22 protein-coding genes and 1 pseudogene are annotated in these 15,499 nt (G+C 42.3%); 3 read left to right on the forward strand and 20 right to left on the reverse strand.

Translation table 11 applies throughout. From position 1 onward, the window contains the following. Positions 1-236: 236 nt before the first annotated feature. The 4 genes and pseudogenes from BQ5364_RS09495 to BQ5364_RS09510 all read right to left on the reverse strand — a co-directional run. A complete protein-coding gene (locus tag BQ5364_RS09495) occupies positions 237-440 on the reverse strand; it encodes a helix-turn-helix domain-containing protein (RefSeq protein WP_235837202.1) in 204 nt (67 codons plus the stop codon). Positions 441-480: 40 nt separating this feature from the next. Then, positions 481-900: an RNA polymerase sigma factor gene (locus BQ5364_RS09500; protein WP_020994416.1), complete on the reverse strand. Its 420-nt coding sequence runs from the start codon at positions 898-900 to the stop codon at positions 481-483. A 234-nt stretch (positions 901-1,134) separates the two neighbouring features. Continuing rightward, the gene (locus BQ5364_RS09505) at positions 1,135-1,743 is read right to left on the reverse strand and encodes a GyrI-like domain-containing protein (RefSeq protein ID WP_009009524.1); all 609 of its coding nucleotides are present in this window, start codon (positions 1,741-1,743) and stop codon (positions 1,135-1,137) included. Between the two features lie 20 nt (positions 1,744-1,763). Continuing rightward, positions 1,764-2,159, reverse strand: a pseudogene (locus BQ5364_RS09510) (helix-turn-helix domain-containing protein); the annotation flags it as partial. Positions 2,160-2,224: 65 nt separating this feature from the next. On the opposite strand from BQ5364_RS09510, the gene BQ5364_RS09515 reads away from it, so the two are divergent. Further along, positions 2,225-2,680: a hypothetical protein gene (locus tag BQ5364_RS09515; RefSeq protein WP_071144188.1), complete on the forward strand. Its 456-nt coding sequence runs from the start codon at positions 2,225-2,227 to the stop codon at positions 2,678-2,680. Positions 2,681-2,764: 84 nt separating this feature from the next. Here BQ5364_RS09515 and BQ5364_RS09520 read toward each other — a convergent pair whose 3' ends face one another. Beyond that, positions 2,765-3,643, reverse strand: a complete 879-nt coding sequence (locus BQ5364_RS09520) for a helix-turn-helix transcriptional regulator (RefSeq protein WP_071144189.1) — start codon at positions 3,641-3,643, stop codon at positions 2,765-2,767. Between the two features lie 13 nt (positions 3,644-3,656). Then, positions 3,657-5,984 (reverse strand): ABC transporter permease, encoded by a 2,328-nt coding sequence (locus BQ5364_RS09525; protein ID WP_071144190.1) that lies wholly within the window; start codon positions 5,982-5,984, stop codon positions 3,657-3,659. Positions 5,985-6,345: 361 nt separating this feature from the next. Here BQ5364_RS09525 and BQ5364_RS09535 point away from each other — a divergent pair, with 361 nt between their 5' ends. Beyond that, a complete protein-coding gene (locus tag BQ5364_RS09535) occupies positions 6,346-6,528 on the forward strand; it encodes a type II toxin-antitoxin system HicA family toxin (RefSeq protein WP_055055841.1) in 183 nt (60 codons plus the stop codon). Between the two features lie 33 nt (positions 6,529-6,561). Then, positions 6,562-6,963 (forward strand): type II toxin-antitoxin system HicB family antitoxin, encoded by a 402-nt coding sequence (locus BQ5364_RS09540; protein WP_071144192.1) that lies wholly within the window; start codon positions 6,562-6,564, stop codon positions 6,961-6,963. A gap of 64 nt (positions 6,964-7,027) precedes the next feature. Here BQ5364_RS09540 and BQ5364_RS09545 read toward each other — a convergent pair whose 3' ends face one another. From BQ5364_RS09545 to BQ5364_RS09605, 14 genes are all read right to left on the reverse strand, one after another. Beyond that, entirely contained in the window at positions 7,028-7,675 is a 648-nt protein-coding gene (locus BQ5364_RS09545) for a hypothetical protein (RefSeq protein WP_071144193.1), read from the reverse strand. Positions 7,676-7,686: 11 nt separating this feature from the next. Next, entirely contained in the window at positions 7,687-8,493 is an 807-nt protein-coding gene (locus BQ5364_RS09550; protein ID WP_021925226.1) for an SH3 domain-containing protein, read from the reverse strand. Next, positions 8,490-8,864 (reverse strand): hypothetical protein, encoded by a 375-nt coding sequence (locus BQ5364_RS09555; protein WP_136017816.1) that lies wholly within the window; start codon positions 8,862-8,864, stop codon positions 8,490-8,492. Before BQ5364_RS09555 ends, BQ5364_RS09550 begins: the two co-directional genes overlap by 4 nt. Continuing rightward, entirely contained in the window at positions 8,839-9,213 is a 375-nt protein-coding gene (locus BQ5364_RS09560) for a hypothetical protein (protein WP_071144194.1), read from the reverse strand. Before BQ5364_RS09560 ends, BQ5364_RS09555 begins: the two co-directional genes overlap by 26 nt. After that, entirely contained in the window at positions 9,210-9,563 is a 354-nt protein-coding gene (locus BQ5364_RS09565) for a hypothetical protein (RefSeq protein WP_226972216.1), read from the reverse strand. The genes BQ5364_RS09560 and BQ5364_RS09565 overlap by 4 nt, the downstream gene beginning before the upstream one ends. Positions 9,564-9,614: 51 nt before the next feature. Next, positions 9,615-9,920, reverse strand: a complete 306-nt coding sequence (locus BQ5364_RS09570; protein ID WP_071144195.1) for a hypothetical protein — start codon at positions 9,918-9,920, stop codon at positions 9,615-9,617. Beyond that, the gene (locus BQ5364_RS09575) at positions 9,910-10,155 is read right to left on the reverse strand and encodes a hypothetical protein (protein ID WP_071144196.1); all 246 of its coding nucleotides are present in this window, start codon (positions 10,153-10,155) and stop codon (positions 9,910-9,912) included. The genes BQ5364_RS09570 and BQ5364_RS09575 overlap by 11 nt, the downstream gene beginning before the upstream one ends. Next, a complete protein-coding gene (locus tag BQ5364_RS17470) occupies positions 10,152-10,304 on the reverse strand; it encodes an XkdX family protein (protein ID WP_083382803.1) in 153 nt (50 codons plus the stop codon). Before BQ5364_RS17470 ends, BQ5364_RS09575 begins: the two co-directional genes overlap by 4 nt. 1 nt (position 10,305) lies before the next feature. After that, a complete protein-coding gene (locus BQ5364_RS09580) occupies positions 10,306-10,632 on the reverse strand; it encodes a hypothetical protein (RefSeq protein WP_136017817.1) in 327 nt (108 codons plus the stop codon). After that, entirely contained in the window at positions 10,541-11,926 is a 1,386-nt protein-coding gene (locus tag BQ5364_RS09585) for an RNA-directed DNA polymerase (RefSeq protein WP_071144198.1), read from the reverse strand. The genes BQ5364_RS09580 and BQ5364_RS09585 overlap by 92 nt, the downstream gene beginning before the upstream one ends. Before the next feature lie 364 nt (positions 11,927-12,290). Then, positions 12,291-13,586 (reverse strand): hypothetical protein, encoded by a 1,296-nt coding sequence (locus BQ5364_RS09590; RefSeq protein WP_071144199.1) that lies wholly within the window; start codon positions 13,584-13,586, stop codon positions 12,291-12,293. A gap of 3 nt (positions 13,587-13,589) precedes the next feature. Continuing rightward, positions 13,590-14,021 (reverse strand): alanine-zipper protein, encoded by a 432-nt coding sequence (locus BQ5364_RS09595; RefSeq protein ID WP_055287276.1) that lies wholly within the window; start codon positions 14,019-14,021, stop codon positions 13,590-13,592. A gap of 90 nt (positions 14,022-14,111) precedes the next feature. Further along, positions 14,112-15,173 carry a BppU family phage baseplate upper protein gene (locus BQ5364_RS09600; RefSeq protein ID WP_071144200.1) on the reverse strand — a complete coding sequence of 354 codons (1,062 nt, stop codon included), beginning with the start codon at positions 15,171-15,173 and terminating at the stop codon, positions 14,112-14,114. Positions 15,174-15,201: 28 nt separating this feature from the next. Then, on the reverse strand, positions 15,202-15,498 hold the full coding sequence (locus BQ5364_RS09605) for a hypothetical protein (RefSeq protein ID WP_071144201.1): 297 nt from the start codon (positions 15,496-15,498) through the stop codon (positions 15,202-15,204). Position 15,499: the final 1 nt, after the last annotated feature.

Consider the following 15,499-nt stretch of genomic DNA (forward strand, 5'->3'; position numbering starts at 1 on the left):
TTCTTCATGTGATATTCCTTGAAAATCAAATTTTCTTGTATCAATTTCAAGTAAATTTTATATCTAATTTTCGATTATCCGCATAAACACTATACCTTTAAGCATTTTGAAATATAGAAAACCATTCATTTTACCACGAATTTACCACGATTGAATGAGCCTTGATATGACACAAAAAATAACATGGGAGATAGCACAAACGTCTGTGTATCTCCCGTTTTTTTCATGTAATATGATTACTTCACTCTGATTTCATATTTCAAGATTGCTTTCATCATTTCTGTATGAATTTGACCTTTTAATTCTTCATCAACCTGCATAGTGATTTTACCACTTTCAGAGTGGTAAAACGGACGCAAGCATAATTTACAGATATAAGCGTCATAAAACTTCAAAATCTCTCTTATGGCAGTTTCATTTCCAGCAGACGCTTGACATATTACTTTTTATGTAGGGTAGTCGTATTCTTTTTTCATTGGTTCAATTCCTTTCTTTCAATACTGTTTTTAATTTCTTCAATCCGTTACTTCTTCTGCGATAAATAGCAGAACGTGATACATGATATAATTCTGCTATTTCTTGGTCGCTCATGCTTTGAAAATAGCGTAATAGAATTACATCACGCTCTTTACTCGATAACTTATATAAAGCAACAGCAAGTTTCTCATTTGATATTTGAATTGTGAAATTCAAGACTTCAAAAGAAATGTAATCACAAGAATATTTATCCTTAGTTACACATTCAAGATTTTTCGTATCTGATAATTCACAGAATAAAACTTCACATTTGGAATGTCTTGCAAACTGTCTGTTTCTACTTTTTACTGTGCATTTAATAACAGTCATCATCAAAGCATTAAACTGTATTCTAACGATATGCTCGAAAGAAGATGTGTTCATAATCTCACCTCCTTTCCGCATATGCTGAAATATATAAACGGAAATACCGCCTATACCTTTTAGAAATACGAAAAAGTGAGCATTAAAAAAGCCCATACAAAATAACCTATTGTACGAGCATTAACATTGCAAAAATATTCAGTTTTTAATAAAATCCTATTAGGTTTTGATTGACCATATAGAATTATGCTTAAAATGTTCCATAACACAAGTCCCCCCTTATAGCATTTTTCTTTATTTAACACAATAACGTAAAATCGTTTTTAACTTGCTTTTTAGAACACGATTAGCATTATTCAAGTAAATCTCTCTATGATAATTCGTTGAACGCACTAAACCATTTTCTTTGGCAAGCAAGTCCATCTTTTGAAAAGATATAGGTTCATCATCATATGCACCTATATGTAGAACTTCTATACTTTTTGCGTCCTGCATTGTGTCGAAAAATATTTGTTCATATAGACTATTCGGCTTTTTGATTTTCACTCGTTCTAATGCGTCAAAAACTATGTCTTTTGTAATAACATCAGGTTGACGTATCATAATTGTGTATTCTAACTGGTTCTTATCTAACTGTTGGGTATCTCCTATATCTTTCCAAATAGCCTCTAATGGATATACGGTATAATCGCTAATCTCATTGGTAGAAATAGTATTTTTATACATCATTTTGATGCCATAAGCCAATGAATATAAAGCGGATACTTTATCCGAAAATTCTTTGTCGTTTGGGTTTCCCTCTCCTTTAATCATAATAAATTGTTGCATAGGAATATCTACTATGCGTGGGGATTGTTTCACTCCGTATAAATTCTTTTCGTGTTTTTTCCATTCATGTTTCATATTCGTTTCTCCTTATCTTAGTTGTATTCCTTATTCGATTCAAAACCTATGGTGGCTGCTATGTCCGCATTCTCTGTGTTGCCCTTAAAGTTCTTGCAGGCAAACTGGAAGGAATCCATAAACAGCTCATACTCCTGTAACATCAGTAGCAGTAGGTCTTTCGAGAAGTCAGCTTCCTCATTATTAAGGTCAAGGGGTAAGCGGTTTAAAATACTGCTCATTGCATCACGAATCTGTAATTCCCTTTTATCCGTAATGTCTGTTTCGTATTCCTCTGCTTCGCCTTTGAGCCATTCCACGGATACATGAAGTGCTTCTGAAAGTCCATCCAGCACCAGCTTCTTGGTGTTGTCGATTGTTCCGGCTTCATATCTCTGAATGGTGGAAGCTGTGACTCCCATCTTTTCAGCGACATAAGCTCCACAATGTCCGTGGCAGGATTGCTGAACAGCCCAAACCACAGATACCTCCAAGACCGGTTATGCCACCGGAAGCAGCCGCTTTCCCAAGACTTCAAAAAATCAAGGTTACTCTTGATAAGCAAAATCATCTTATCTTTGAAGCAGAGCGTGAACGGAATAAACTGGAGATTGAATTAAGCGATTTAAAGGGACTTGCAAGGCTTACCAAGAAGAAGGAGCTTGAAAACAGGATTGCCACCAAAACCGAGGAAATCCGAACCTTCAAAGCCGGACTATCCGGTATCGTCAAACAGCATGGATTTGCAACGGTGCAGGATTTCTACACAGCATTCTATACCGCACAGCGTGCCAACGACGCATATGAGAAAGAATGTGCCAAGCGGGAGGAAGTCTATGGAGAGAAAGCCACTCCCAAAGCCGAATCAGTGCACGAAAAGTTACAGCGATATCAGGAAAAGGCTGACAGACAGAATGCCAACCAACCTCACCGAAACAGAGATAAAGGGGCGAGATAATCGCCCCATGCCACAAAAATAGCCGTATCCATACACATAATGGATGCGGCTATTTGAAGTACATAGTATGCGTAAAGCTGAAATTTATCTCTCAACCTCAACAATCAGCTCGGAGAATATGCCTGATATGTTGATTATATTTTCGGCAGTTTCGTTTTCTTCAAGCTCAACAATTTCTCCGTTTTTGCGGGTGATGAGCTTGCATTTTCTGCCGTTATTTGAGAGTTTGTAGTTATCTGCATTTTCAAGGTGAACAATCGCTTTCGCTTTGAACTGGTTTATATCAAGTTTTGTGCAGTTACCTGAAATAAAAATTTCGTAGTCAGTCTTTGCGGTAAACTCCAGACTTCCCTCTGTGTCCCGGATAAAAACCTTTTCTGCGTCGCCGTCGTACTCAAGTCGGCTGAGGCGTAAATCCTCAATAAGAAGTTCCTTAACGCTTGCTGAAACCTCTGTATGCTCGGTAAACTTTTCAGGGAGTAAAAGAGTAATATCCACGCTTTCCTGTGCTTCAAAACGGCTGACGCCCTTTTTATTTACAAGTTCAACATCCAACTTATTACGCTTTTCGTCAAGTTTCACCTTGAAAAGAGAGCCAATTTCAGCAAGTATTTCGGAAGAAAGCACAATGTGGATTTTTTCATCCACACCTGTTTTGATAGTAATTTTCCTTGCACCGCCCAAGTTTATATCAAAATGCTTGCCGGTGTCGATGTCATAAACTGTTTCGCTTTCGAAAACCACCGGCTTTTCTTCCTGTTTTTTGACCTCTTCAAGCACAAGCTCATCGAGAGTGAGATTGAAAAGCTCTGCGAGGATAATCATATTTTCAACATCAGGGAGACCTCGCTTGGTCTCCCATTTTGTTATAGCTTGACGGCTTACTCCTATTTTCTCAGCAAGCTGTTCCTGAGAAAGTCCCTCTTTTAATCTGTACTGCTTTAATTTATCACCAAAATCCATTTTTGTCTCTCCCTTATTCCTTAATGAGTACATATGCTGAAATCTTTCTTATCGGCATACACAAAATAATACTTATCATAATGTTTACTAAAATCTGAGCTACTGCAAATAGCATTAAAAAGCCAAATGAAATCTCAATGTTATTTTTCATGACACCCAAAGTCTCAAAAATAAATTGATAGATAGCCGGCATATAATAAATTGCCAAAAAGCTTGAAATCACAATTGCCACCATCGACACAGGCATAAATGAACCTGTTGTCTGTAAAATAAGCTGTGAACTTGTGTAGCCCATTGCTTTGTAAATACCTAACTCCTGTCTTCTTTTTACAAGCAGAGACTTGATAACAATATATAAAATAAATAACACAACGAGAATTGTTACCGCACAAATTGATACTACAAGCACCACAGTGATACCCATATACATATCCTGTGCTTCAGTTTGAAGCTTGTAAGAATTCACTGTGTCTGCTACCAATGCAGAGTAATCGGATTTATATTCCTTTGTAATCTTTTCGGCATTTTCAGCATTTTCAAGATACACATAGAGGTATGGAGTCTGATTTTGGTTAAAGAGACTGTTGTATCCTTCTATGCTCAGTTCACAAAGCTCGCCCTGTAAATTTACGCTTTGCACAAAGCCTGTAACCTGAAAGCTTTTTGTGATACCGTCCACCGTCACGCTGACTGTATCACCGATTTTAAAATTTTCTTCAAAAGCACTGCCCAAAGCGATTTCATCTGCATCTTTCGGATTTTCACCCATATAACATACATCATTTCTCACCTTTGAGAAGTCCTCGCAGGCAAAAGCAGTCACTGTTTTCTCTTCAATTTTAACAATTGCAGACATATATTTCAATGAATTTTGCACACGATTATCGTTACCAAGTTTTGACTCAAGCTCACTCATGCTGTCGCTTTTAGGATAAATAATCACATCTGCTACTTCGTCTGACAAAGCAGACATAAAATTATCCGGCTCAACTACTACATTGTAGAACAGTGTGCCTGAAAATGCTATGAGAACCGTCAGCACAAAAGACACCAGAAAGAGCATTATATTCTGTTTTGTAGAAGCTATCATCTGCTTTAAGACAAGCAGGAATTTTGTATTGCCTCTGGTTTCTTCAAACGGAAAATAATTTTTCTTTGTGTGCTTTGAACTTGTATTACCTCTTAAGCCGTCAATAGGCTGAGTTTTCTTGATTTTTCGTGCGGATATATATGTGAAGAACGAAACAACACCGCAAAGAATACAAGCCACACATACAAAGCTCAGCAAATCAAAGCTAACAGCAAACGAAAAACCTGACTGAACAGTAAGCATTGAGCAAAGCACGGGAAGTAAAGTGTAAGACAGACCAATGCCGAGAATTGCAAACAATAGCGAAACAATAGCATAAGGCAGTGTGATACTCGCTACAATCTGAGCACTTGTATAACCCAGAGCTTTAAGCACGCTCATATTTGTAATTTCGGACTCAATAGCATTTTTAACTTTGAAGTTACTTAGGAATACGCTAACTGCAAGGATGATTAGTGCAAAAGCGGTTAAAATAAGTACAAGCAGATCCGTAACCATTGTCCGTGTACCCTTTACGCTTTCGCTGTCAAGAATTGATAAAGCCATAACACCTTTGTTCTCAATTGCTTTGCTGACATCATCTTTCACTTCATCAAGGCTTGCATCGCTCTTTACGCTCATTGAATATTCAACCACAGCCTTGTCACTATAAGAATCCGCAAGCTCTGCAAACTCTTCTTTTGGTAAATAGGCACACAGCAAACCCGAACCATAGTTGCCGTACTGCATTTCTTCAATCACACCTGCCACAGTGAAACTATGGGACTTGCCGTCAATTGCATAAACGATTTCGTCATTCAAAGCAAATCCACCAAAGTTGGATACATAAAGTGGGATATAGATTGGATCGTCAACATTATTTTTGCTTTCACTCACAAGTTCATAATTGTTAAGAGTACGCTTGTCGTCAATGTTATAAAACACTGTGTTCATTGAAAAATCCGCACCATTGAAATCCTTGACAGTAGCTTCTGTCATAATAGCAGTATAGCTTTCGATTTTCTCTACCTTTTCGATTTCATCAATTGCTTTTTCAAGTTCACTGCTGTTCTGGACCTCAGGAACAATTGCGTTGAGCATTGCGGTGCTTAACTTTTCAAACTTTGTATCATAAGCCCTATCTACCTGACACAGCAAAACCGCTGCACAATTTAATATTAGAGCAGTTATCAGAATGATAACGCCGAATGATATAAAGGAGGTTTTTTCTTTTTTTAAGTTGTATAAAATCTGATTTGCTATTTTTTTCATATTACCATCCCATCTCTGTTAAAAAGTTGTTTAGCTTTACTTCACGGTCTTTACTTTCATTTGTGTAACCCCCAAGGTCACACTCACCGTAGATCATGCCGTCCTTAACATATAACACACGGTTGCCTCTTAAGGCTGTTTTCTTGTCATGAGTTACCAATATAATGCTCTGACCATCATTATGAAGCTTTGTAAAAACATCAAGAACCGCAGTTGAGTTATTTGAGTTCAGTGCACCTGTCGGTAGGTTCAATTTAGTAGTATGAAAATCTCTGTTATTTTTTACGTATTTTACGTATATTTTTATTGACATTACGTAAAACACGTGTTATTATATACTTGTAAGGAGGAAACAATACAAATGAGATTTCGAGAAATTGAAAAAATAGTCCTCAATGACGGATGGGAGTTAGTAGATGTGAGAGGTTCACATCACCAATACAAACACCCAACCAAAACGGGAAAAGTTACAATCCCAAATCATCGAGGCGACATTCCTCAAAGGGTTGTCAACTCCATACTCAAACAGGCGGGTCTCAAATGAGACCTGCCACCCATTAAAGAAAGGAGCGTTATCATGAATTATATTTATCCTGCTGTTTTTTATCCGGAGGGCGACGGGAAATATTCAGTTATTTTCCCCGACCTCAATGATTTAGCAACTTACGGAGATAACCTTGCGGACGCTTTCGCAATGGCTCAAGAGGCTTGCGGTCAGTATTTATTCACATCCTTGCGTGATGGTGATGTTCTTCCCGCTCCGACCCCTCTTGATGCAGTTGAAAAGGACGAGGATGCAGCACTTGTCAATTTGATTTGTGTCAACCTCGACGAATACGCCCGTGCGTACAATGACAAAGCGGTCAAGAAAACTTTGAGTATTCCTGCATGGCTCAATACTGCATGTGAAAATTACGGTATCAACTATTCAAAAGTTTTGCAGGATGCGTTGATTGCCAAAATTCAAGCACGTTCATAAATCCATTATAGCACAAGGACGACACCCGTTTCCGGATGCCGTCCTCTTTTTTGTCTGTATGCTCTTATAACTGTTCAAACTGTACATGCTCCGATTCTCCGGAGAGGTAAAGGTCGCCGATTGTTCTGACCATCTTCTTTCCGTCTACAACATGAATCTCTTTCACATAATATGACTGTCCTCTGATAGCACGACCGCAGATGTTATCATTGCCCCACTCTGCCGAACGTCTGATATTGAGTGAGCCGTCACAAATAACAGTCACTCTCATTTTGCCCTGCGGGATGATGACCTTGTCCTCCTGCTCGTCCTCTGTTGCCTCGCCTGCCTCTGTATTCGCTCCATTTTCGCCGTTTTCCTGTTCGGTCGGTGGATTTGTCGCCTTGTCCTCGTTTGAGGCGTTCTCGTCGTCCTCTGCGTTCTCCTGCTGTGTTTCCTGTTCATTGTCTCCGGTGACTGCTGCCACGGTCTCACTGTCTACTGTTCCCGCAGGTGTTCCGTCCTCATTGAACGCCGGAATGCTGCCGTCCGGATTCGTCTGCAACGCTCCCTCCGGAACGTCATCCGTGAGCGAACCGATGACCTTTCCGGTTTCATCCCAAACGACGAGGCTCTCGTCCTTTGCTGCTGCCTTGAGTGCTGCATCAAGTTTCTTGTACTCTTTGCAGTCCTCTTTCTTGAACTCCGTTCCTTTGCCTAAATAGTATAACATGATTATCCCTCCTATTTGCTCAAATATTTACTTGATGCATAACCGACGATATTCTTATAAACCACATACAACCATTTCACGCCGTTGTGGTCGTTATAATATCCATAGCACTGGACTTTCTCGCCGTTTTCCATTACCGCAAGGATTGACTTTCCTGTTCCTGCTCCCGCACGGAGGTTCAATCCGGATGCAGTCACCTTGTATGTTCCTGCAAGGCTCTTGTCGAATCCGTGTGCAACATCAACCTTTGTGTTGCTCTTGACTGGTGTTGTGTTGGATGCTCCCGCTCCGGATGACTTTGCACCGTCTGTGAGGTTTGTTGCTGTGTGAGCACCATCATTCAACAGAATATCTCCTGCAAGCAAATACGCATCCGATGTCAGATATTTGTTTTCTGTCAGTACCTCGAATCCTGCTGCCTTGAGTGCTGCTCGCAGGTTTCCGGTATAACATGCCGTACTCACCTTTTTCAGTGCGTCAATCCCCAGTCTGTAACCTGCACCCTTTACGATTGCAGCGACACCGGATGAACAGTCTGCCTCACATGCAACTGTAATCTGTGCAGGGTCGAAATTTGAATCTGCAAGATTCGTCCAAAATGTACCCCTGTGAGACTGACAATATCCGATTTTATTATTGACTGCTGCTGCCTTTGCCATGCTCGCAATCATCGCTCTCACTTTTGCGTTCGGGTGACGGAGAACGCATTTCCACGGTCTACTATACCAATTTATAACCTGCCACTCTGTACCTGTTTGGTCTCCGGCTTTTCCTCCGGAGTATCTTCCGTTTTCGTCATGTCCGCAATTTGAAATCATTTGTTTTCCTCCTTGTCAAAATCGTCTGCTTTGAATCCGCACAATTCCGGATTCTTTTCTTGTATCTTGTCATATATCATCAATCCCGCCACGATTAGAGGTGTACACCACCACATCACCGCAGCAGGAATTGAAATGATGAATCCGGTCAACCTTGTTATGTGTTTCCCGAATTTTGCCTCGTCCGTGTCAGAATAGCAATCCCCGTATTCTCTCATTTCTTCCCGAATTTCTCTGTCTAAATCAAAAGAAATTTTCCAAAAATACAGATTTACCGCCACCCATACGATGACAGCGACGATTGCATATATCAGCACGATTGTGTGTGCGTTTCCGGTTGCGAAATCACATATCCTTTTCAACCGTTTCACCTGCCTCACCGCTCACAAGCGTCTGCATCGCTTTGTTGTTCTCAAGCATCTTTTTCATTCTCTCAAGTGCCTCGTCGACCATCATCGAAAAAGCCTCAAAAGAAATCACTCTCGCAAGCCATGCGAACCGTGCGACGAACATATCATATACATATCGCAGTTTGATTTGACCTGTACCGCCTCCCAGTTCCTTTTCTGCCTTTGTGACTGCATAGAGCAGCCATTCTCTCACTTTGTTCAACTGTTTGTCTGACGGCATTTTCACGAAAACATATACTGCATATCCTCCCGCTGCACATACTGCAATCAGACCCACAATCACAAACCAATTCTCGACGATGTATTTCATCCTTGTACCTCCTCGTCATCCTGTTCCGGTTCGTCATTGTGTTGTATTTCTCCGTTTGACTTTGTTCCCTTGACCGTTTTCACGGACTTAATGAGTGCCATTGCACCGCCCTCAACTGAAAGAAATCTGAATACATTCTCAATCAGTGTCGACGGTTCTGAACCCATCCGCAAAAACACAAATATCATCACGACTGTAAAGATAAATGCTGCAAGAATCAAAGTGAATACAACACGTTTCATGAACAGACCGGACACCTTTTTGTCATGTCTCTCTTTTCGCTCTCTTATCCGATACATTCTTTTTAGATGCCGGATTCTGATGCGACGTTCCTGTTCTGTCATTCTCATGTATTGCCTCTTTTCTGTGAGGTTGATTCTTGCCCGTTTCCTGCCCTCCTGTTATCGGTCGGAATGCTGTTCTCCGTCCAGTCTCTTGTGATAACTCTTGAGTGACTGTTCCACAATGACAACACGCTCTCTCAATGTTTTCATCTCCTCACGGTTCTCTCTCGATTCCCGTTTGATGTCTTTGAGGTCGTCTGCAATGTTCTCAAGTTTCACCATCACCATCGTGTCGGTTGTTGCTCTCTGTTCCGCATCTTCCTGTGTGTCCTTTTTCTCATTTCTCTGCTTTGAGCAGATACCGAAAAAAATCGCAAACGCAACAGATACTCCGGAGAGCAACAGGGAAATCTCAATCGTCAACGGCGTTCTCCTTTCCGAACTCTGTCGCCTCGATGTCGTCGGTGTCGCAGTATTTCCGCATGTGATATTCGAGAACATCCATCTCCCTGTCTGTCTCCTCTACCTCCTGCCGGAGTTCCGCTCTGACCGTCTCCTCGATTTTCGACTGTTCAATGATTGTTTGCTGTTTTTTCACGATTGCCGATAGATTTTCCGTCACATCGCACAATCGTGATATTATTTCAAGCGGACTCATTCTGTATCACCGCCGGAGAATTTTTCTCCTGTGATATATTCATATTCATCCGCTGAAATACTGCCCTTTGCGACACGCTCGGAAATCTGTTCCTTTGTGAGAGTGCCTTTTTTGTACATTCTTTTGAGACTTTCAACAAGTATTTTCATACTAAATCAACCCCTCCTCAATCAACTGCTGTGTGTATTCGTCAATGACCGCATCTTTCTGAAACTGTGTCACTGATTCGACGATTCCGGATGTGTTCTCCTTAACGACTGACTTCATGAGTGCCATGTTCTCATATTCCTTGACTGTCATTTCTTTCTCGTCGTACTGCCATTCGGTCACTGTCTGCATCTTTCCGTCGCTGCCCTCAACCTCTCTTGTCACCTGTTCGATGTTCTTACGCAGGTAAACCGTTGACGGCGACGATGTCCTGTCGACCTCCTCCGGCTTGTCCGGCTGTGTTCCTGTCACCTTTTTCCAGTCTGTCATGTTCATTCTCCTTTCTGCTATGCTTTGAAACTATCCTCTTGAGTTTCTTGACGTTGATTTTTGGTTTGATGTAATCAATGTAATAGTTGTATGTGTCTGTGTGTTTGAACAATCCCATATATGACAACATCACCGATGCGTTATACCATGAGATTTTATCCTGCTTTGAGATATGGTTTGCCTTGCGTCTCGCAGCCTCAATGTTTGATTTCCGGATGGTTGTCCGGTCATGGTGAAATTGAAATCCCATAAAATCAAGCATACGACCCTTTGTGACCTGCTTTCCGTCTTTATCGAGTACCGGATTCCCGCCTTTATCAAATACCGGATATTCAAATCTAAACACCTGCCAATCACCTTTTATTTCAAGGTCGAGATTGTCATTCAGATATGTTTCGATTGCTGCATGTATTTTGTGCAGTTTCTTTTTGCTCTTTCCCAGTATCACCATGTCGTCCATATATCGCATGTAATGCTCTGCATGGAGTTCCTCTTTGATGTAATGGTCGAGTGCTTTCAAGTAAAAATTGCCGAACCATTGTGATGTGAAATATCCCAACGGAACGCCTTTTCGCATCTCCTCAATAATTTCTTTCAGTTCATCGAACATCGCTCCTGTGATGCCGATTTCCTGCAATATCTCCAACGCTCCGGAGATGTCGTCAAATGCTATGCATCCGACAAGCGTTTTCGTCTGTTCTGCATCTATCTCAACACCTGCATCCGTCAAAATCTTTGCAACGAGTGCTATTTTGTCATGTTCAATCAGTATGCAGAGTAATCTATAAAACCGTTTATCTCGAATTACCTCTTTGAGTTTCCTTTTGAGGATTCTCCGGTTTATGGATTCAAAGAAATGGTGAACATCCATCTTGAGAACAAAGAATTTCTTTCCGTCGTAGGAATCAAGCCATTTTCTCATGTACTTCTTTCCGTAATGAACACCCCTGCCCGGAATGCTCCCGCATGAAAATTCATACAATCCATTCATCACAATCGGTTTGAACTGACCTATTGCACAATGATGAATAACCTGCTCATATTTGTAATGTGGTTTCAATATACGGCGTGTTTTCTTGCTGCTGCTCTCGTTGATGATGCTTGGTTTGTGATAGTCCGGAATGAACAATTCCTCTGTCAACATCTTTTTCAAGAGTTCTGTGTGTTCATCGAGGTTCTCTAATACCTCCCGCACATCATTCCTGTTCTTTTTCTTTTTGGATGCATTTATAAAACACTGTTTTATGTAGTCGTCTTGTAACATTGGTTCATATAGGTTGTTGTAGCTTCTCATATAGTATTTTCTTATCTCCTATCGGTTTTTGTGCGGATGCTTACTCAACCGACCCTATATCCGGAATGATTTTCGCCTTGTGGCGTGGGATATAGGCTGCATTTGATTAAACGCTCCGATATGAGAAGAAATTGGACGCACCGATGTTCCAGTTCGCATTGCCCGCAGAATTGTTCAAATTCAAGTAATCCGCACCGCAATAATCGCCATTGTTACAGTTACCGCCGACAAGGGCGACCGCAGGGAGCAGGAACACCGCCCGACACCGCACCCTATATCCCTATATTCATTTTTCTAAAAACGACCACACCGCCTAACGGCGGGAATAGCGGAGGCGTTCCCCCTCCGTTCCTCCCCCTGCTGCTTACGCAGCGATAGGCTGTTCTAAGAAAACGGACGCACCGATGCCCCAGTACGCATTGCCCGCAGAACCGTTCAAATTCAAGGAATCCGCACCGCAACAATCGCCATTGCTACAGTAACCGCCGACAAGGGCGACCGCAGTAATTCCGGCATTCCACCAAAAATAGTCACATGTGTATGTGCTACTGCTGCCACCTATTGAATTGACAATGCGTCCGAATCTGCTTGACTTTGTTCCTTTCTGATAACCGTTGCCGGATGATGTGAATGTGATTCCGACCTTTTCAAAGTCCTTTCCTGTCAGATTGTACGGTGGTGTCATCTTTGCAAGGATTTCACCGCCTACCATCAACAGACCGTTGATTCTATCCCAACGGTTGCCCCACGGTTTTTCCATGTAGAACACTTTGACCTCATGGGTCGTGTCCTTATAACCGAAAAACTGTCCTTTGTCCTTGAGTGTTCCGGTTGCAAGATGCCCGTAATTCTGTGATGCGTCGTTCACATATCCGGATGTCTGACCCTGTCCGAATGCAGTCTGTGAATTGTCTGTCTTTGACATAATCTTGAGCATACAATTCAACAGGTTTCGTTTGCTCCATGAGCCGATATTCCATCCCGCACCGTTTACCTTTGCTCTTGCAATCTCTGTTGATGCGTTTGTGTTATACATGAGTGCCTGTCCTGCAAGTGAGCGGATGCGTGTTCCATCATACGAACCGCCAAACATCGGGAAATAGAGTTTGTCCGCATGTGAACCGTCCTCTCTGACATATGCGTCATCGTTGTATGATTCATCGTACTGGACGTTTGAAATAATCATGTACTCATAGTTTCCGACTTCAAACTGTGAGAGCCAAATCTTGCCCTTGTCACCGCTGCCATCGAATACACTCATTGCATTTCCTCCGTATGCCGTGTTTGAGACATCGGATGCCGTTTTTCCGTCTGCTTTCTTTGTGTGGTCGTTCGGGTCGAGTTTATAATCTTCTGTACCGTCATATTTGACCATTGCCGGATAATTGTTCTTTACAAAAAAGACGTTTCCCCAGTCTCCAAAATCGAACCGTCCGGCAGAATAATTCATCGCAGCGGGTGTCATTCCCACCGCATCGAAAAGATATGTGCATCGTGTCGCCGGATTGCTGTCATTTTTGTTGATTTTCATTCCGTAACGCTTTACACCCTTTATTCTTACATCTTCCCCGACTGCTGCCAGTATAGCGTTTGTATTCGCATATGTGCGGTCGAGTGTGTCTTTGTCTGCTACTTTTACAATCAAGTCTCCACTTGCCATTTTTTACGCCTCCCTTATCGTCAAAATTCCATCCTCAACCGTGAGGACACATGATTTCTTTGTGACGGTGTCAACCATAGTGTTGAGACCGTTCACAATGCCTTGACACGCTTTTGCTGCTGCACTCGCTGTCGACGCTGCATTGTTTGCCGTTGCTGCTGCACCGTTTGCACTGTTCGTCGCCTCTGTCATGTTCTTGCTGAAATTGTTCACGGTGTTCATATATCCCTGTGTCAATGTCAGTATTTCCTCATAACGGGCATTGTTGACGATAATCGGCAGGTCAAAGAATTTCTTTTTACCATCTCCCTGTCTGATTTGATAATGACCGGATGCATCAAGTTCAACTCCGATTTCTCTTTCCTTGAGAATCAGAGTGTCCTCAACTGCTTTCCAGTCTGCCGTTGTTCCGGTGCATGGTCTGATTGCTGCCATTGTTCAACCTCCTTTGCTCCGTGATTATGGAATATATCACACAATCACTCCTTTGTGTTCGTTTCGCCGTCTGTTTCCAGTATCATGGAATTATACTGCTAATTGTCGGGAGGTCGGCGTTCCTCCGTCAAAATCAACGCCCTCATTCGCATTTCTGACCTGTGGCGTTGCTCCGTCAATGAATACTGGTGTCACCGTTCGCAGATACGGCGTTTCTCCGTCACAATCAAGATACATGCTCGAATATAACGCCTCTGCACGGTTGAAATAGTCCTGCACGCTCTCAAGGATTTTCTCTGCTGATGCAAGCAGTGAATTTTGAATCGTGTCATCAATATCCTTTTTGTCCTGCTCGACCTGTTTCTTTGCCTCTGCAACTGCCGTCTGCATCTGTGACACATCCTGTCGAATCTGTGTCGCCGTGTTCAATGTCGCCTCAAGCTGCTCTTGATTCTGCAATGCGTCCTCTGCCCGCTCTGTGACCTCTTTGCAGGCTGTTGTCGCCCTCTTGGATTCATCCGTTGCATCATTCGTATTCTTGACCGCCTGTGAGGTGTCCTGCTGCCTCTGCTGCTCCTGTTGGATGCGGGTGTTCTCATTTTCCTGTCGTTTATTTTCTGCCGTCTCCCTTGCGGATTCCGCTTTCACTCTCGCATTCTCTGCGACCACTCTTGCGGATTCCGCTTTCTTGACTGCTGCATCCGTGTCATCAATATTCTTGATGTGTCCTGCAATCCGGTTCTCAAGGTCTGTGAACTCATTCGCTGACAAGATAGCATTTTCATTTCTCTGTGACGGTTCAATCTCCATTGTGAATGATGCGGATGTAATAACCTGTGAATCATCGCTTGTCCGGATTTCAATGTCGCAATACGCCGTTCCGGAGGCTGCAAGTGCTTGATTCGTCAATTCGACCGTCACATCCGAACCGGAATATGAACATGTGTTATATACATGTTTTCCGTCCGGTTTTACAATGTTGATGACTGCTCTCGCACCCGTCGGGATTGTGTATGGTTCACCGTTGTTGAGTAACCTTGCGACAATGAATCGTGTTGCCTTGTCTCCCTGCTTTGCAGATACTAAATATCTTTTAGTGTCTCCGGACATTTCAAGATTGATGTTCGTTGTCAGTTTCGTCAATGCTGCCATGCTCTCACCTCCTCTCGGTGTTTACTTCTTATTCCTCCGGATTCTCCGGTTCATCCTGCTCCGGATGTTCCTCGTCCGGTTCTGTTTTCAGAACTCTCTTTGCTGCTTTCTTTGCCTTTTCAAGTTCCTCGTTTTTTTCTGCCATCATTGTATTTGTTGAGTTTATGAGTTCAATCTTTGCCTCACTCCTTACCTCTGCCAGTACGGAGGACAAAACTCCGTCCATGATGCACGGAGGCAATGCATGTCTTTTCTGTATCGTCTCCATAGCGTTGAGGATTTCTCCCTTTGCACATTCAATTCTTACTGCAAGCGGTGTATTCATG

Source organism: Coprococcus phoceensis (assembly GCF_900104635.1).
Taxonomy (GTDB): Bacteria; Bacillota; Clostridia; order Lachnospirales; family Lachnospiraceae; genus Faecalimonas; species Faecalimonas phoceensis.